Source organism: Polyangiaceae bacterium, assembly GCA_016715885.1.
Classification (GTDB): Bacteria; Myxococcota_A; Polyangia; order Polyangiales; family Polyangiaceae; genus Polyangium.
On sequence record JADJXL010000016.1, the window covers coordinates 376,810 to 393,642 of the forward strand.

The window sequence follows — 16,833 nt, forward strand, 5'->3', positions numbered from 1 at the left end:
GTGTCGAACGCTCTCGACATTCGAGCAAAGGTTGCTTTTCTGTCGTCATGATGGCTTGGCACTCCCTGAAGTCAGCTTCGAGCAGATGTGCACTCATGACCCCACCGCCGTCTTCGTAGCGCCGCCGTGATGGGTCACGCGCGGGCGGCAGCGGATTTTCACGGCGCTCTTCGTAAAGGCCTCGTCGGTGGCCTTGCTCGACCAGACGAAGGCCTCGCCGGGCCGCAGGTTCGCCATCTTCTCGGGCGAAAGGGAGCCGAGCGCCGCGTTCGCCTTCTGGATGTGCTTGAGCCACGCGGGCGAGTTGAACTTGTGGAGGATGATCTGGCTCGAGAGCTCGATGAGCGAGACGGGCACCGAGGGCGGATCCTGGCTCGCGACCATGATGCTCGTGCCCTTGTGACGCATCTCGCGAACGACCTCAATGAGGCCGGCAACCAGGTCGGGGCTCTCGATGTATTTGTGTGCTTCGTCGAACACGACGAGCTTGTTGAACGAGTGCTCCGTGCCCTTCTGATCGCGGCACTTCACGTCGGCGAAGAGCTGGAGAAGCACCACGAAGAGGCCAAGGGCCTCGTCCTTCGCGATGAACTCATCGCGAAGATCGACGATAATGAGGCGCCCCGGGCGGACCTCGTCCTTCAGCCGCACCGAGTCGTCGATGTACTCACTCGCAAGCTCGAGGCGCATCTTCGCCATGCCCTTGAGGTGGTCCGGCAGCGACGACGCCTCGATGCCCTGCTTCAGCCCTTCGAGGGTCAGGTCCTCGCGGAGCGATTTCATCACACGGTTGAGCTGTCGGATGTATGTGGCCTGATTGCCGACGGCGCCCATGAGGAAACGCCAGTGGCCAGTCTGCAACTCGGCGGCCCCGAACTTCAGCGGTCGCACTTCGATGCCCGGGTACTCTTTCTTGCGTTCTTCGAGCTTGTCGGCGGGAGCGAGGAGAAGCACGTCGGAAAGCGCTTGTGGTACCGCGCCGAACGTTTCCTTCAGTGCCTTCACCTGCGCAGCCTCGCTATTCGGCGCGACCATCGATGTGAACTCCGGCCGATAGTCCATTGTCGGGCTGTAGTGGAAAATGACCGTGGCTAGCGGCTGCGGGAGGACGTTGATGTTTGGGATGGGCAGCGAAGCCATCTCGGCGATCGTGCCGAGCGTGTAGCTCTTGCCACCGCCCTGGACGCCGAAGAGGCTGATGGTGTGCGTTTGGTTTAGGTCGATCGCGACACGTCGGCCTGAGACATCGCCGAGAAGCCCATACTGGGGTGAGTCGCCGGTGATGCCTAGCATGATATCGTACGGCAGCGACGGCTCAGTGTGTGGAGGCGTGATCGCTTCCGTGCCCGTGGCCCGTGCTTCGCCCTGTGGCGCAGCGGCGTCTTCGACCTCGACGAAGCGCTTTGGCTTCATTTCGATCGCGAGCACCACATTGGTCACAGGCGCGACCTCCGGCAGCGCCGTGGCCGCAGTCCGCACGTACGGCGCCTCCTGCGGGGCGACGGGCATGTGCGACGGCGGCGGGACGCTGGACTGGCGCTCGCGCAGCTCCTCCCAGGACACCGACCGATCGCGAGGAGAGCCGAGGAAGGCGGCCGTGTCGAGTGTCGGTACCGACGGCGCGCGCTCGCGACGACGTCGAACCTCGGTGATGCCGCGCGGGCGCGGGCCACGGCCGCCCGGTCCACCGCTCCCCGACGAGCTGGCGCTGATGCTCGCCGACGATTCGGCGCTAGGCGCAGCAGCATCGACGAGCTGCCGAATCAGATCGACGCCGACGCGGTGGTACTCGATGCCACTCTCGCTCTCTGGCGGCTCCGTGCCGGGCTTGGCGAAGTCGAAGATGAGCGCGCTGCGGGTGAACGAGATCTGGTAGCCGTCGTCGAGCGTGTGAACGAAGTAGCGCGCCTCGTCGGCGGCCTCGCGGCTGATGGCCCCATAGCGCTCGGCGCGCTCCAAGTAGAACTCGAGGAGCAGAGCGAGCTCACGCGTTTTGAACGCGCGGTCGGGGCGGTCTTGGGGCGTGCGCTGCGGGTCGAAGTGGTGCGCGAGCACCTGTTCGCTCTGGCCGATCTGCTCGGCGATGCTCGACTTGAGCGCGTTGTACGCCGCGAGATCGCCGACGCCCGAGTAGCACTTCACTTCGACCAGGCGGCACGTGATGACGCGCCGGATCATGTCGAGGTCGAAGAGCCCGAGGTCCGTGCGCTTGAAGCTGACCTCGTCGCCCAGCTCGTCGGCCCCCTGCTTTAACACGCGGTACAGCTCGAGGTGCGCGTCGAGCGGGACGACGATCTGGCTCTCGAAGACGCCCTGGTGCTCCAGGTAGAGGCGCGAGAGCGCTAGGCCCAGGGCTTCCGCCCGCTGCGTCGGCGACGAGATGAGCTTCAGCGCGAGCCGGCCGGATAGCGACCGAAGCTGGTCGAGCAGCACCACGGCATGGCGGCTGTCGGCTTGGAGCCCGTACTGCTCGAGCACCGGACGCAGGAGGGCTTCGAGCTCGGTTACCGAGCGCGAGGTGATTACGAGTCGGTGCCCCAGCGTGCTCGCCATGTCCGGCGAGTGATCAATGAGGTAGTCGGGCCGCGTCGCATGCCCACCGTGGTCGAAGAACTCGATTCCGAGATTGCGATCGAGCGTGAACACCCAGTCGCTCACCTCGTGAACCTGATGGAGGAGCGCGCGGTCGTCGGGGCCGAGCGCGAGGCTCACGACGGGCCGCAGGTCGATGCCGCTCTGGCCCGTGGCGATGGTGGCCGTTGCGCTCGACATCGCAGCGGCAAGCTTACCGAGTAGATCCGACAGTTCCTCGGCGTTCTCGATGGGCTGGGCGACGCCGTGACGAGGCAGTCGTCGCCACGCCACGGTCTGGTCGTCCTCGACGTACTCGGTAGAGAACTCCTGCACGAGGCCGTGAACCAAGGCGGTCGCGTGGCGCGGGTCGGACTTGCGCGCGCCGACTTCCTCTGCCGGAAAGACGTCGAAGAGCAGAGACAGGTGCGCCGCGTGGGTGTCGGGGCTCGTGCGGAAGTCCTTCGTCGAGCGCACCGCGAAGCGTAGCTTCGGGTGAAGGTGCGTCTCGGCCGGGATGGAGAACGCGTCCGCTTCATGCGTGTTCGTGCCGCCGTCCGGCGTGAGCAGCGCAGCGATCTCGTCGCCGACACCTGGCGCGTCGGGATCGGGCACGAAGAGCCGGAGGTCATAGCGCAGGTGGGCGAATGCCGACTCCTTCTGCAACTCGAGCAGCATGTCGCCGAGGACGCCGGCGCGGCCCGGGTTGAACGCGTTGATGGTCAGTGTGCGAACGTAGGGGTGCTGCACGAGGTAGCGCCGCACGCGCGACGCGAGGTACTTGCCATCGATGAGCGCGCCGCCGATGGCGGGCTCTGGCAGTCCGAGCGCGCTGCATACCTCGCCGACGAGGCCGCGAGGATCCTCCTCGTTCGACGGCGCGAAGAGCGTCCAGAACGGGTTGATGCTGTCGACGGCGGTCAGCACGTGGCCCGCCTCCGTCGGCAGGACCGGCGGGAAGCTCGTGGGCGACAGGAGCTTCAGCAGCGCCTCGCGCGTCGGGACGACGTACTCGTGCCGCGCGCTCGTCGCGGCCGCCACCCACTGGGCGCCGAGCTTCGCCCACGTGGCGAACCACAGCGCCCGCAGCGGGTGCGTGGGCGCTACGAGGACGGCGTCGCGGCGACGGCCACGGTGATCGACGATGGCGAGGAGCACGGAGTCGAGCGCGAGGACCTTGCGCAGGTCGGCGAAGGCACGCTGCGAGTCGCTCTTAGCTGTCGCCTCCGCGCGCTGAGAAAGGTCTGCCAGCAGCGCGAGGTAGGCACCCGCATAGTCGCTCGCGAGATCGGCGTTAGCGCCGGCGTCGACGCCTTGGGTGACCAACTCCGAGGTGCCGCTTCGTACCGCCTCGAAGTAGCGCGTCCGCGCTTCAAGGAAGCGATCTCCAGCGGCGCCCTGAGGCCAGCCGTTCACCTCGCCGGTGCTCGTCCCCGGTACGCCGTGGTTCACGGGGATGCGCCAGCTAATCGGCCCGTCGGGTGCGGCGAGGATCTTCTGCTCGATGTTCTTGAGCGCGCGAGAGACCGGCACATGCACGGCGCCCTCGCGCCCGAGCTTCACCTCGAGCATGTCGGCGCCAGAGACGTGCCCTTTGGTTTTCTCGGCCCACGCGGCGTGTCCAAAGACCACGCTCGCTGGATCGCGGTCGTCCAGAATCGCCTTGAACTGCGCTCGGAAGAGGGCGTGTAACGCGCTGGGTTCTCGCTGCACGGCGCGCTGCGCGGGCTCGATCTCCACCTCGGTGTCGGGCAGGACGTAGAATAGGTCGCTCTCATTCGGTCGGGGCGCTGTCTCGTCTGTGTCCGCGCTCCACGCGACGGCATCGCCGTTCGCGTCGACGAGCGGGATCAGGTCTCCGCTCTCGGTCTGCGCGAGGAGCCGAACGAAGTGCCAACCCTCCTCCCAGTCGATCTTGCCGAGCGCCGAGAACGAGATCGTCGCCTTGTCGGTTGCCGTCTTCCACACGGCCTTGCTGCGCGCGAGACCGATGGGACCATGTTCCTTGGAGATGACCTGCGCGACGAACTTCGCGAGGCCCTGCACCTTGCTTGGGTGCGGCTCCGTGCGGAACGTGACGTTGAACTTCTTGAGGCTGCTGACCGGCAGAATGCACTGCCCCATGAGCTGCGCGAGCGGCTCCTTCGTCTCGTCGTCGGCGACCTTCGGAAGATCCGTCTTCACCTCGCCGATGAAGATGGCATCGGGCTGGACGCCGCCGTCTTCGAACTCCCACTTGTTGAAAGCGAGCTGCCAGAGCGACTTGTCGATGACGATGCGGCGCGCCCACTGGCGCGGGTCGTCCATTCCTGCCTCGGCGAGGAAGTTGCCGAGCAGGTTCTTAAAGGCGCGCTTGGCGAGACCCAGTTCGCCGACGCGACCGCGCTCCGAGCGCGGCGACCAGGTCAGCTTCTCGACGCTCTCCCGGTTGCGCACGAGGCGTGTCGGGGCCTTCTCCGGCTGCGTGAGCCACGCGAAGTCTGGCACCAGCCCCACCTCGTAGAGCGACGCACCGAGCGCCTCGCCGTCATTGCCGTTCACCTTGGCCGTCAGGAGAAAGCGCACTGTCGAGAGCGCGTCGGCGAAGCTCCACAAACGATCGCCACCACGCAGCCGTCGGAGCGCCTCATGAACCCCACCACGTAGTGCCGGGGGGAGTTCGCCAAGCAGCTTCTCGATGAGCGATTCGTAGAGGCCGTTGACCGAGACCTCCTCGAACGTCGCCACGCCGAAGGAGTCCTCGGCCGAGGCACGCACGTCGGTGGGCACGAACACGAGGAGCGGCGGGCGCTGCGTACCGTCGGCGTGCGGATTGCGCAGCTCGACGAGCTTCGTGCTCGACACCGCGAGCTCGGCTGGGATGCTCAGCTTGCCATCGGTTAGAACGACCACCGTCGTATTGGGCAGTTCGGCCCGGAGCCGCGCGCAGAGCCGCACCATCAGCTCGGCGTCGAGGTCGCTCACGCGCATGCAGTGTCCGGCGACGCGCGTACCGAGCTGATCGACGAGCAGCGGGACGGCGACGTTCTCCAGCTCGATCGTGAGCTGCGTCTGCGAGAGCTCCTGGAACACAGCACTCACGGCGTTCCTCCTCTAGCCGTGTCGCCCTCGGCGATGCGGTATCTCGGCGTGATGGTCTGCGTGACGTACGCATCGGAAAGGTCGCGGTAGAAGCCGACCTCGCGGAGTCGTCCAGTGAATGCGCGAACGTTGTCGCGGAGCGCGCGGCGGTCCTCGATGCTCGTCGTCGAAAAGCCGTCGCCCCGCGGCAACTGGTCGATGTGGATGCCATAGCGTTCACGCAGAAACACGAGCAGCTCGTCGACGCGCATCTCGCCCGTGTGGAAGCCGCCGTCTTTCCCCTGCTTGAGCACGGCGATCTGGAGCAGCACTTCGAGCAAGCGGCTGTCGAGGACGAAGCGGCGGGGCGCTTCCTTCGTGCGGCCCTGCGCGATGAGCGCGCCCGCGCGGTTCTTGAGTAGAAGCGAGTCGAGGCACTGCGTGACGTACTTCCGGTGGAAGGGGCCGCGCAGCGCGACGATCATCTCGATGTATGCATCGAACTCCGAGAGGCCCATCTCGGTGACGGCCTTCACCTCGGGATCGAGTTCGGCGTCCTTAGCGCCCGACGCCTCCTCAACGAGGCTCGACACGCGCTGCCCAAAGAACTTCTCGCGCTCGGCCTTCAGCGGCGCATCAAGGAGCTGGAGCACCTCGCCCACCGAGAAGTCGCCGTTGGTCGGTTTGGTGCGCTTGCCCCGGCGAACGAGGTCGGTCGCAAACTCGTCGAGCTTCTTGGTCGCGAAGTACGCCCGCAAGAAGCCGGGGATGCGCCGGTAGTGCGTGTCGGCGCTGCGCTCGGCGAGCGTTGCCGTCGGGGTGCCGGGCTGGCCGGCGACGTCGACCAGGAGGCCCACGCGGTACGGGCAGTCGCCAAACGGGTTGTCCAGGCTCTTCGGGTTCATAGGGCACGCACCCGTTGCACAAGTCGGGTCCGCGCCCTTCCTTCGCACCAGCGCCGGCAGGAGCTTCAAGAGCCGCAGGTGATAGAGCCCAAGGTGGAAGGCGATCAGCACCTTCAGGTACTCAACCATCACGGAGCGGGGGATGAAGCGCTGATAAAAAAGGAGGCGCTGGATGTCCTCGGCGAGGAGGTCGGCCGCGCCCACGCAGAGCGGAGGGAAAGACTCGCGCCCCGACTTCGTGTCCGGCGCGTCGCCCTTCACTTCGTCGAGGAGACGAAGCAGCGCCTGCGTCTCGACGTCGATCACCGCGCCTGTGTCGGCCTTGCCCGTGACCTTGTCATGGCCCTGGAAGAAGAAGTGGTGGAGATGCTCGAGCGCCTTCTGGCCGGCGCCTTTGCGCGCCATGTAGAGCATTTCGTAGAGGTGCTGTGCCGCCCCGTAGTCGCGCGAATGCTTCGGGTTGCGGAAGCGATACGTGAACCCATGCAGTGGGCGCGGCGCGGCGAGCGCCTCGTTCGCCTTGCCTCGATTCACGAGGTCGAGCAGATGCGTCTCGACCCAGCGGCGCACGACGTCAGGGTTGTCCTGAAACTTCGTGAACCACTCGGGGTGTTCGAGCATGAACTCGACGAACGCGTCGACGCTGAGCTCGAACTTGCGCGAGAGGCGGCTCGGGTAGCCGTTGTGCGCGAGCCGCGCGAAGAACGCGGTGAGCACACGATCCATCTCGAGGTGCTTGAAGTCGAGGTAACTGATCTTCGGGAGACGGAACTCTCGATCGCGCTTGGACAGTGACATCAGACCGCTCCCTCCCGGGCGCGCGTCATCTCGAGGCGGCCATCGACCTGGCGAGCGACGCGGTAGAAGTCATGGCTCGACGTGCTGAGGAGCACCTCCTGGTAGGGCGCGGAGCCAAGCAAGTTCTTGAAGACCGTGAGGCTCAGATAGTAGCCCTGCTCCTCCTCGACGCTAGGCCGGTAGCCCTCGTTCAGGCGCCGGAGCATCTCGTAGACGTCGAGCGAGACGAGCAGCTCTGCATTGAGCCCCGCAGGATCGTGGTAGCGAAGCAAGAGGCCCGTGGGCATGTGCTCGACGAAGCGCGAACGCGAAGCCTGGTCGGCCAGCGACAGCGAGAAGCGCTCGCGCGGGTAGAGCCGGTAGGAGCGCACGCTGCCACCCTCGACGCGGCGCACTTCGAGCGCGAGATTGTTGCCGATGCGCTCGGGCCGCGTTAGCCCCTCGCCGCGATTGATGGCGACCAGTAGCGGCTCCAGCAGTCCCTCGGCCCCCTTGTCCCCACGCACCACAGCGAGCAGCTCGTCGGCGGTCTTGTACGGGAGCATCGAACGCCAGCCTGCGTCGCGCCGCTCGAAGAACGCTCGCCTGCGCGCCATCGCGATGAAGCGCCGGTGGGCCTCGGCGCGGTGCTCGCTCGCCTTGCCCGACACGTCGCGAGGCAGCTCGTCGTAGAGGCTGCGGAGGACTTCGCGGTCATAGCCGCCACGCTGCTCGAAGCGGAACAGCGTGCGGTCCTCGGTGGGCGAGACGAAGTCGAGAGCGCGGTCGAGGCGTGGATCGTCGGCCTCGGCGACATCCACCTCGGAGAGCAACATGAGCAGGCGATCGGCGTTGGAGCTGTCACCGCCCTTCCAACTGTTGAAGTAGAAGCCCTGCACGATTTCGTCGCGCTGGCCGTTCTTGTACAGCGCGTGGATCTCGTCGCAGTCGCGCGTGCCCACCAGCATGAACGCGAGCGCCGAGCGGAGATCGCGCAGCGTGATGTGCAGCCGCCCGCGCAGGTGCGTGATGGCGTAGAGGTTCTTGAGCCGCTCGACGACGTGCTTGCCCGCCGTCTCGTCCTGGATGGTCTGCGCGTTATGGAAGGCGTAGCAGCGGTCCTTCAGGTCGCAGCCGTGGCACGGCTCCCAGAACTTTTCATGCGTCATGCGGTTCACGAGGCGCTCGAGGATCGAATTGTCGAAGCCCTGCGGATCGACGACCACGCTGCGCAAGTTCAAGTTCACGACGGCTACGCCATCGGTGGGCTCGCCCGTACGGAGGCCCTCCTTCACCAGCGTGGCGAGCGCGGGGAAGTCGGCGCGGTTCGCTTCGAGGAAGTCGACCAGGCGGCCCTCGTTGATGGCGATGAGGCGCGTCTCTTTCCACGCTGCCCATTCCTTCGAGTCGTTGCCCTTGAAGGCCGCGAGGAAGGCGCGCAGCACGTCGTCGTTCTTCTGGTCGCCTTCGTCCTGGCTGCCGTCGTAGTTCGAGAGGAACGTGCGCCCGCGCAGCTCGATGCGCGCGCCGTTCGGCAGCGAGTGGTCGACGATGCCCTGCTCATCGGCCGCCTTGCGTTCGAGCTTCTGCAGGAAGGCCGTCTTCCCGTCGCCCGCGTTGCCCGAGATGATGACGAGCGCGAACTCGCCCGAGAGCACCGACGGGAGCAGCTCGCGGTCGAGCGCCGTTTCCACGTAGGTCTGCTCGCTGATGACGTCGAGTCCGCGCGTGCCGGCGTTGCTGTGCTTGCTCTGGCTGTAGACCGTGAGCAGGTGTCGAATGTATGGGTTCGTGTTCGGCGGGATGGGCCCGCCCGAGCCGCCGTGCCCGTTGCCATTGCGCTTGCCGTTGCCGCCGTCCCCCGGCACGCCCCACGCGATCGGCACCGGTGTGAGGGGCTGCGGCGCACGCCGCGCGGCCGGAATGCTGGTCAGCGCGTTCCGCAGGTCGGCGGCGGTGGCATAGCGGTCGGCGCGCTTGGGCGCGATGGCCTTGAGCATCACGTCGACCAGCTCGGGCGCGATGTCGGCGAGGCCCGACAGCTCGCGCGGATCGGCGGCGGGCTTGCCAGGCGGCGGGACCTGCGCGTTGTCCCACGGGTAGCGGTTCGTCAGCGCCTCGTAGAGCGTGAGCCCGAGGGCGTAGAGATCACGGTCGACGAGATCGCTCGCTGAAAGAACGTCCTCGAGCACGAGGTCGGGCGGCAGGTAGCGACGCGAGCCACCGCCACGGCGCTCCTCGTCCTTCGCCGCGACCGAGACGTTGAAGTCGATGATTTTCGTGCCACGCCCGGTCCATAACAGGTTCCGGGGCTTGATGTCGCAGTGGTAGACGCCGTGCTCGTGCAGGTGTACGAGGCCCGCCGCGACGTGCCGCCCCAACTCGAGCGCGTCTTCACGGGTGAGCGCGTTCGTCTCGATCATCTCGCCGACGTCGAAGCCCTCGATGAACTCGAACACGATGAAGGGAGGGCCGCCGGGGATGAGATCGGCGTCGATCACCTTCACCACGTTCTGGTGGTCGGGGACCTGAAGGAGCGTCTTGTACTCCTTCTTGAGGCGGTCGACCGTCGACACGCGGTCGCGCAACACCAGCTTCACCGCACGCGAGACGTCGCCCAGCGTGTCGATGACCTTGTACGCGACCGCGAACGAGCCCGGCTTGCCGAGGCGCTTCTCGATGACGTATTTCGGCGTGAGCTGCGTGTTCGGAAGCAGGTTCGAGTAGTCGAGCTGAGGCGCGGTGGGCTCCAGTGACGGCGCCGCCGGAGGCGCGCCAGCCACAGGCGCAGACGCGGCGCTCGGGTCGAGGAGGATCTTCAGCTCGGTGAGCGCCCACGCCGCTGAGGGCCGATCGTCCGGCTCGAAAGTGCAGAGCTTCTGCAGCCAGGCGTCAAATCCCTTGGGCAGCTCGGGGCGCGCGGAGCTGGGCTTCACCGCGAAGACGGCCTTCTGCTCGAACAGCTCGGTCGGCGTGTTGAACGGCCGCTCACCCGTGAACAGCTCGTAGAGCACGAGGCCCACGCTGAATAGATCCGAGGCAGGCGTCGCGGCGGCGGGCGCGCCGTGGATCTCGGGCGCCATGTACTTGGGATCAAGGTCGTCGACGATCTCCTGCGCGATGGTGTGACTGTGATCGGTGCCTGGGCGCGCGAAGTCGAAGCCTGTCAGCCGCATACGGCCGTCGGTGCCGACGAGGATGTTCGCGGGCGAGATGTTGCGGTGTACGACTTTGTGCTGCGCAAGGTGGGCGAGCGCGTTGAGGAGGTCGACGGCGACGGTGTTCTTCTGGTCGAGCGTGAGCGCCAGCGTGGGCTTCGCGATGTGGACGCGCAGCGCCTGCCCGGCGACGTCCTCTGTGACCAGGAAGTACTTGTCCTGGGCCTCGCTCGGAAAGAAGTCGCGCACGCCGACAACGCCCGGGTGGCCGGGCGTGGTGCTGAGTGTGCGGAACGCCGTCGAGATGAGGAGCTTCTGCTTCTCGCGCTCGTCCGGCGGCTTGTACGGGTCGGCCTGGTAGGCGCGGATGAGCGCCGTCGACTTCGGCCCCACGAACGCGTTGTGCGCGCGGTACTCGGTGTAGCTGTCGGTGCCGCCGAGCCGCTCGGAGACCACCCAGCTCCCGAAGCGCAGCGGGCCCGAGCGGGGCTTGGCCACGCCTTGGAGTGCCTTCAGGATGATGTTGTGGTGCGCGCCGATGTTCTTCGACTTGCCGGCGGGGATGCGCGCCGCGTTCTGGAAGAAGGCCGCTGCCTTCTTGAGCGTGGTGACGTTCGGCGCGTCGCGCCCGCCTGGATCGGCCAGTGTGGCGTCGGGTGCGGTGAGCACGACGGCGGCGTCGACGTAGATGTCGTCGAGGTCGCGGCGACCGGGCTGGCTGCTGGTGATGATGCCCTTCACCGCCTTGGCGTGCCCGCGCAGCTTGGCGAGCGGCGAGCTGAAGGCCTGGCGCCCTTCCGGGTACCACTTGGAGCCGTAGACGTCGATGAGCCCGCGCGTGCCCTTCACGTCGACGAGGAAGACGGCGTGCGGCGCGATGACCGCAACGTCGACTTCAAAGGTCTCGCCGTCGCGCAAGATCTCGAAGTTGTGCAGGACGAGGTAGCTCGCCGGCAGGTGATCGCGCAGGTACGCGATGGCCTGGCGCTCGGCCTCGTTCACCGGTTCGCCGATGGGGATCACCGTGGCCATCAGTTCGTGGCTCCCTTCTCGATGGCGGCTTCAACGATAGTGCGAGCATCGCGGTCGGCCGACACGGCATCGTCCCGCAGACGCTGCGCTTCCATTACGAGCTTGCCGATGCGAGTTCGCACTTTGTCATCTGGCCACGGAATCGACAGTGATCGGACACGACCGGCTTCGAGCGAGATGGCCTCGGACCAACACAGACCGACCGATGGAGGCCCCTGAGCTGCCCGGCGCCCGGAATGATCAATCATGCCTTGCGCAAAACGGACCAACGTCGCTCGCAACCCCTGCTTCCGCATGAACTGTGTCTCTGCCTTCGGGCGCCAACTGGAAGACATCGGCGCCCGAGAGGAAAGGAATACCAAACGGGGGGCAATCGAGAGCTCGCAAACTTGGTCGCTGGAAGACGGGGATGAAGACGTCTGCGACATCTCCCACGGTCATCGTGTCTCTGGTCGAGTCGAACGCCTTTCGCGCGTCCGTGTTCAAAGGTGCGTAGTAATACCCGTCGCCTCGCTGCAGGAACTGCGACGAGCTGGCGCTAGCAATGTACTGGGGCCTTACTCGTTCTGGGGCTTGGACGGCACAGAGCAGTTCAATAAGCAGATCGTCGGCTTTAGCGAACAAAGTCGCCGCCTCGCTCCGTGCACATGCAGCCTTCGTGACGAGGTCATGCGCCCGCAGCTCAACGTTCTTTCCAAACCGCGGAATCGGAAGATCGGCAATGTGGCCCGGCTCGATGTGCTGGATGATCGCGCCGTAGGTTCCGCCGACGACGAGGGGCACGCCGAACTTGCTGCTCAGGTAGGCGTACAGGTAGCCGGGCGGGATCTTCTCGGCGTCGGGGATGACCCGAAGCACATCTTCCGAGCATGCGAGTCCGTCCATGTCGGGCCGCGAGAAGGCCATACGCCCGATTGTTCCGGCGCGCGTAATGAGGGTCCACCCGGATTTGATCCGCAGCTTCGGGTTTGCACGTGCGGCTTGCTTACTGATGAGGGGAAGGCCCGAGAGGTCAGACCTGAGAATATCGGTACTCGACGAGAAATCGGAGCCCACGTTGGGATCTTTCGACCCACTGCCGCTTAATGCGGCCCGCGTTGACGAGTCCCTTGCGGCCATCGAGGCAAACGTCTTGGAGTGGCACTTCCTTGTTAAGCTGAGTCGATCGCAACACGCGCTTCCAGCGCGCCCGACATGTACGGGTTGCAGTCGAGGCGACGGCCATCGCGCTCCAGCCACGAACTGGGGACAGACTTCGTCTTCATGCGCCCTCCACGGGGAACCACGAGCGGAGCGCGTTCAAGAGCCGGATGAGGGCGTCGTCCTCGCAGCGCTGCACCGACACCTGCGACGAGATCTGCCGGTAGAGCGCCGACGAGCGCGGGACCTTCTTGCCTGGGCTGTTGTGCAGCGCCCACTCCGCTGCTTCCTTCGGGCGCGCGGGCTTCGTCTTGCCCGCAGCGAGCAGGCCCTCCCGCTCGAGCCTCGGCCGCAGCACGTCCCACGACGTCCAGCCGAGCGCCTGCGCAGAATGCGGCGAGTCCGACCAGAGCCACACGTCGGCTTCGGGGCGCACGACAAGCCCGAGGCTGGTCTCCGCCGTCCAACCCGCGTCGTCGAGATGCGCGCGCAGCTTCTGCTCGATCTCGTCGGCGCCAGGGCTGCCGTTCCACTCTTCGTCGACGATGACAACTGCGTGTGCGTACTCGGCTGCGAGCGGGCGCAGCAGCTCATTGGCGCGTGTGAAGAGTCCGGGATCGTTCTGGCCCTCGGCGACCTTGATGTCTCGACGCGCGTCGAAGGCAAACGCGCGGCAGCCGACGATGCGGTGGATCTGGTCGCGCTCCAGCAGCCCGCCGACGGCCTCTCGCATGTTCTTGTCGGCGACGAAGAAGAGGAGGTCGTTCACTCGAACACCCCCGTTGCGAACAAGGTGCCGAGGTCGATCGCGCCCTTCCAATCGACGAGGCGCGGGTGCTGGTCGCCAGGCACGACCGAGGCCGCGCCGCTCCGCGCGAGGCGCGTGATGAGCAGCTCGGGCAGCTTGGTCGACGCGAGCACCACCGGAGAGTGCGTCGAGACCCAGACCTGGCTGTCGTAGAGCGAGCGCAGCGAGTCGAGCACCGTCGCGATCGCCTGCGGGTGGATACTGTTCTCGGGCTCCTCCACCACGAGCAGGCGCGGCGCGTCTTCGATGTACGCGAGCAACGTGAGCGCGAGGATGCGCAGCGTGCCCTCCGAGAGCCCCGACGACGTGACCTCGAAGCCCGCCTCATAGGTCACGCGGAAGTAGGCATGGTGGTCTTCTTCGCGCTCGCGCACGGCGATGGCGGTGATCTGCGGGAGGGCGGTGCGGACGTGGGAGACCCACAGCGCGAAGCGCTCGGGATCTTCTTCCTGCAAGCGCAGCGCGAGCCACGGCAGGTTCTCGCCGGAGCTGAGAAGCGGCTTCCGCTTGAGGCCGGGCTGGCTTGGCGCGCGCAGCTTGCTCCACGTCGGGTCGAAGAACACGACTCCGTCGAGCAAAAGGTTGAGCAGCCAGGTGCTCGCGGGGAACTCGTCTCTATTCTCGACTTGGATGCGCAGGAGCGCGGGCAGCGACTCGTCGATTCGTGCCGAGCGCTCTTCTTCCAGTTCGGCCTCTTCCGGCGACTGCGACCGTCGACGTGGCGCAGGTCGAACCTCTCGGGACGGAACCTAGTGTCCCGACCATCCTCACGCTTGATGACGAAATGCCAACCTTTCTGCCGAGCATTCTCGCCCTGCAACGGCAGTCGATCCGCCTCGTACTCGTCGGAGTGCGTGAACAGGAACAGGTACTCGTTCTGCACCGCCATCTGGTGCTCGTTCACCCGGAGCCGCAGTTCGTAGCGGATGTGCGTCGGGTGCTTCGAGGCGTCCTTCTGCACCGCCGGCGTCGAGCGCTTGCGCACCGCCTCGCGCACCGCGTCGGGCAGCCGCGCCTCGATGCCCAGCGAGAAGCTCTGGCCGTTGTGCCGGAAGCACAGCTCGCTGAGCGTGGAGGCGCGAGGGCCACGGCTCAGGATCGGGTCCATGAACGCGCTCGAAATGCTCCGACTCCGCAAGAGGTCGCCGAGCAGAACCGGGATGTCGAGGAGCGTGGTCTTGCCCGAGCCGTTCGCGCCGGCGACGACGACGAGCTCGCGCGTAGGGATCGAGAGCTTCTCGAAGCATCGATAGTTGGTGGCGTCGATATGCGTGATCACGCGCCCGGCTCCTTGCTCTTCTTGCGGAACTCTCTGTATGCGTCCGCAATCGGCCCCTCGATGACGCGACCATTTTCGAGAGTGATGGGAAGATCGCTGTCCACGACCTTCTTCTTGCGGTGGAGCACGCGCTCCTTGAACGAACCGTTCACGCGGATGCGCTCGACCTCTTTGACGTCTTCGAGGATTTCCTCACCATCTGGGCTGCGCTTGTAGAGCGTGTTGCCACGCCGATCGAAGCCGACCTTCTCGGCGACGGCCATGAACACCGGGTAGTCCTTGGTGCTGCCGAGGTCCGACGCCTTCAGCTCCTGCTCCGTCTTCTTCTTCAAGAACAGGAGGCTCGTGAGGATGTTGACGTTGGCCTCTACGATGAAGACCTCGACGGGCAGATCGATGCTTGCTAGCACCCACGTGTGCCGGAGGATCCACCAACGGATGTACTCGTCGCCCGGGTTGCCCAGGATTCCGTCGGGCAGAACGATGCCCATGCGGCCACCGGGCTTGAGCCAATCGACGCAGCGCTCGATGAACAAGACCTCAGGTGCGACGCTTCCTTGCAGCCGCCCGGTGTTTCTAAAGCCGCCGTCCTCGGTGCGCTCCCAGATATGCGCGAGGTCGAAGTTCCGCAGGATGTTCGGATCGGTGATGGGGATCTCCGAGCCGAAGGGCGGGTTCGTCATCACCACGTCCATCGTGCCGAGCTTCGCGACCTTCTCGGCCTCGGCGAGCCCGGGCAGGTGCCCCTTCGGGAATTCGAGCGAGTTGATGTTGAAGAGGTGCGCTTCGGCGTTGCTCGCCATCACCGCGTTCATCTGCGCTGCGCGCACGAGGAACGGATCGAAGTCGGCACCGAACAGGTTCTTCTTCACGAACTCGGCGAGACGCTCCTGGATGGAGATGAACTCCTGCGTCGACTCCGCGCCGGGCTCGATGCCTTTCTCGGCCTGGAACTTGCGCGAGGTGCGCGAGCGTCGCCGTGAGGAAGCCTCCAGTGCCGCATGCGGGGTCGAGTACGCGCTCGTTTGGCTTCGGGTCGAGCATCGACACGACGAGCTTGATTGGGCCGCGCGGCGTGAAGTACTGGCCGCGATCGCCGCGCAGGTTGGTGCCGACGATCTCCTGGTAAGCGGCGCCCTTGGCGTCGACGTCGGTGCGCCCGAAGTCGTACTTCGCCAGCTCCGAGACCATGAAGGCCAGCGCGCGATCCGAGAGCGTGATCTCCTCGTTGCCCCGGAAGACCGTCGAGTACTTCTTCTTCACCTCGTCGAAGAGCGGGAGGATGCGCTTACGGATGGCCTTCTGGCCCTCGGCGTCGAACTGTTCGTCGATGAGTTGGCCGTTCTTCTCGAAGCGACCAGCCCAGAAGCGGCGCGCGTCGTTCGGCTGCCGCTCGTCATGCATCTTGGCGAAGATGAGGTAGAGGAACTGCCAGAACGCGGCGTCCTTCGGCATGCCCTCGTTGCCGTGAATGAAGTTGTGGCAGCGTCGGAAGGCGGTGCGCAGCATCTCCGGGTCGGCGCGACGGAGCTTGGCGTGCGAGGCGACGTCCCGCGTGCCGATCGAGTCGTCGGCCAGCGGCCAGTCGCCGATGGGGATGAACTTGACGTCGAACTTGGTGCGCTTGACCTGGAAGAAGAAGAACTCGAGGCCGTTGGTCCACAGGCCGTACTTGCAGTTCTCGCAAGCGGCCATCGCGTCCTTGAGCAGCTCGAGGTCCTTCGCGGCCTGGTTGTGGTCGCGCATCTTATACGCGCCCTTGTCGCCGAGCTTCAGCTCCTTCTGGCAAACGACGAGGCGACGCACGTTGGCGGCCGTGTGCTCGGCGCTCGGCTCGAAGATGGCGATGTCGATCTTCTTGTTCGACGCCTTGCCGGACTCCTCGACCCGCACTTTGAAGTCGGGCTCCATGTCGTCGACGTTGATGCCGTACTCGTGGAAGAGCGCACGAGCGATGCGCTGGCGAACGCGCTCCTTGTCGTTCTCGGCGACCGGCTTGCCCGTGATGTAGTCGAGGATCTTGCCATCCTCGATGGCACTCGCCTCATCGGTCGACGTGCCGTTCATTTCGGTCTCCGTCACCGCCTCGGTCTTTGCTGCTAC

7 protein-coding genes and 1 pseudogene are annotated in these 16,833 nt (G+C 65.9%); all 8 read right to left on the reverse strand.

The genetic code is table 11. The features are described from left to right. Positions 1-93 precede the first annotated feature (93 nt). Positions 94-5,652, reverse strand: coding sequence for an ATP-binding protein (locus IPM54_19075; protein MBK9261893.1), 5,559 nt, complete (start codon positions 5,650-5,652; stop codon positions 94-96). Next, positions 5,649-7,334 (reverse strand): hypothetical protein, encoded by a 1,686-nt coding sequence (locus IPM54_19080; GenBank protein ID MBK9261894.1) that lies wholly within the window; start codon positions 7,332-7,334, stop codon positions 5,649-5,651. Before IPM54_19080 ends, IPM54_19075 begins: the two co-directional genes overlap by 4 nt. After that, the gene (locus IPM54_19085) at positions 7,334-11,503 is read right to left on the reverse strand and encodes a protein kinase (protein MBK9261895.1); all 4,170 of its coding nucleotides are present in this window, start codon (positions 11,501-11,503) and stop codon (positions 7,334-7,336) included. The genes IPM54_19080 and IPM54_19085 overlap by 1 nt, the downstream gene beginning before the upstream one ends. Further along, positions 11,503-11,751 (reverse strand): hypothetical protein, encoded by a 249-nt coding sequence (locus tag IPM54_19090; protein ID MBK9261896.1) that lies wholly within the window; start codon positions 11,749-11,751, stop codon positions 11,503-11,505. Before IPM54_19090 ends, IPM54_19085 begins: the two co-directional genes overlap by 1 nt. After that, entirely contained in the window at positions 11,744-12,409 is a 666-nt protein-coding gene (locus tag IPM54_19095; protein ID MBK9261897.1) for a hypothetical protein, read from the reverse strand. Before IPM54_19095 ends, IPM54_19090 begins: the two co-directional genes overlap by 8 nt. A 355-nt stretch (positions 12,410-12,764) precedes the next feature. Continuing rightward, positions 12,765-13,412 (reverse strand): hypothetical protein, encoded by a 648-nt coding sequence (locus tag IPM54_19100; protein MBK9261898.1) that lies wholly within the window; start codon positions 13,410-13,412, stop codon positions 12,765-12,767. Next, on the reverse strand, positions 13,409-14,014 hold the full coding sequence (locus IPM54_19105) for an ATP-binding protein (GenBank protein MBK9261899.1): 606 nt from the start codon (positions 14,012-14,014) through the stop codon (positions 13,409-13,411). Before IPM54_19105 ends, IPM54_19100 begins: the two co-directional genes overlap by 4 nt. A 712-nt stretch (positions 14,015-14,726) precedes the next feature. After that, positions 14,727-16,797, reverse strand: a pseudogene (locus IPM54_19110) (N-6 DNA methylase). Positions 16,798-16,833 lie beyond the last annotated feature (36 nt).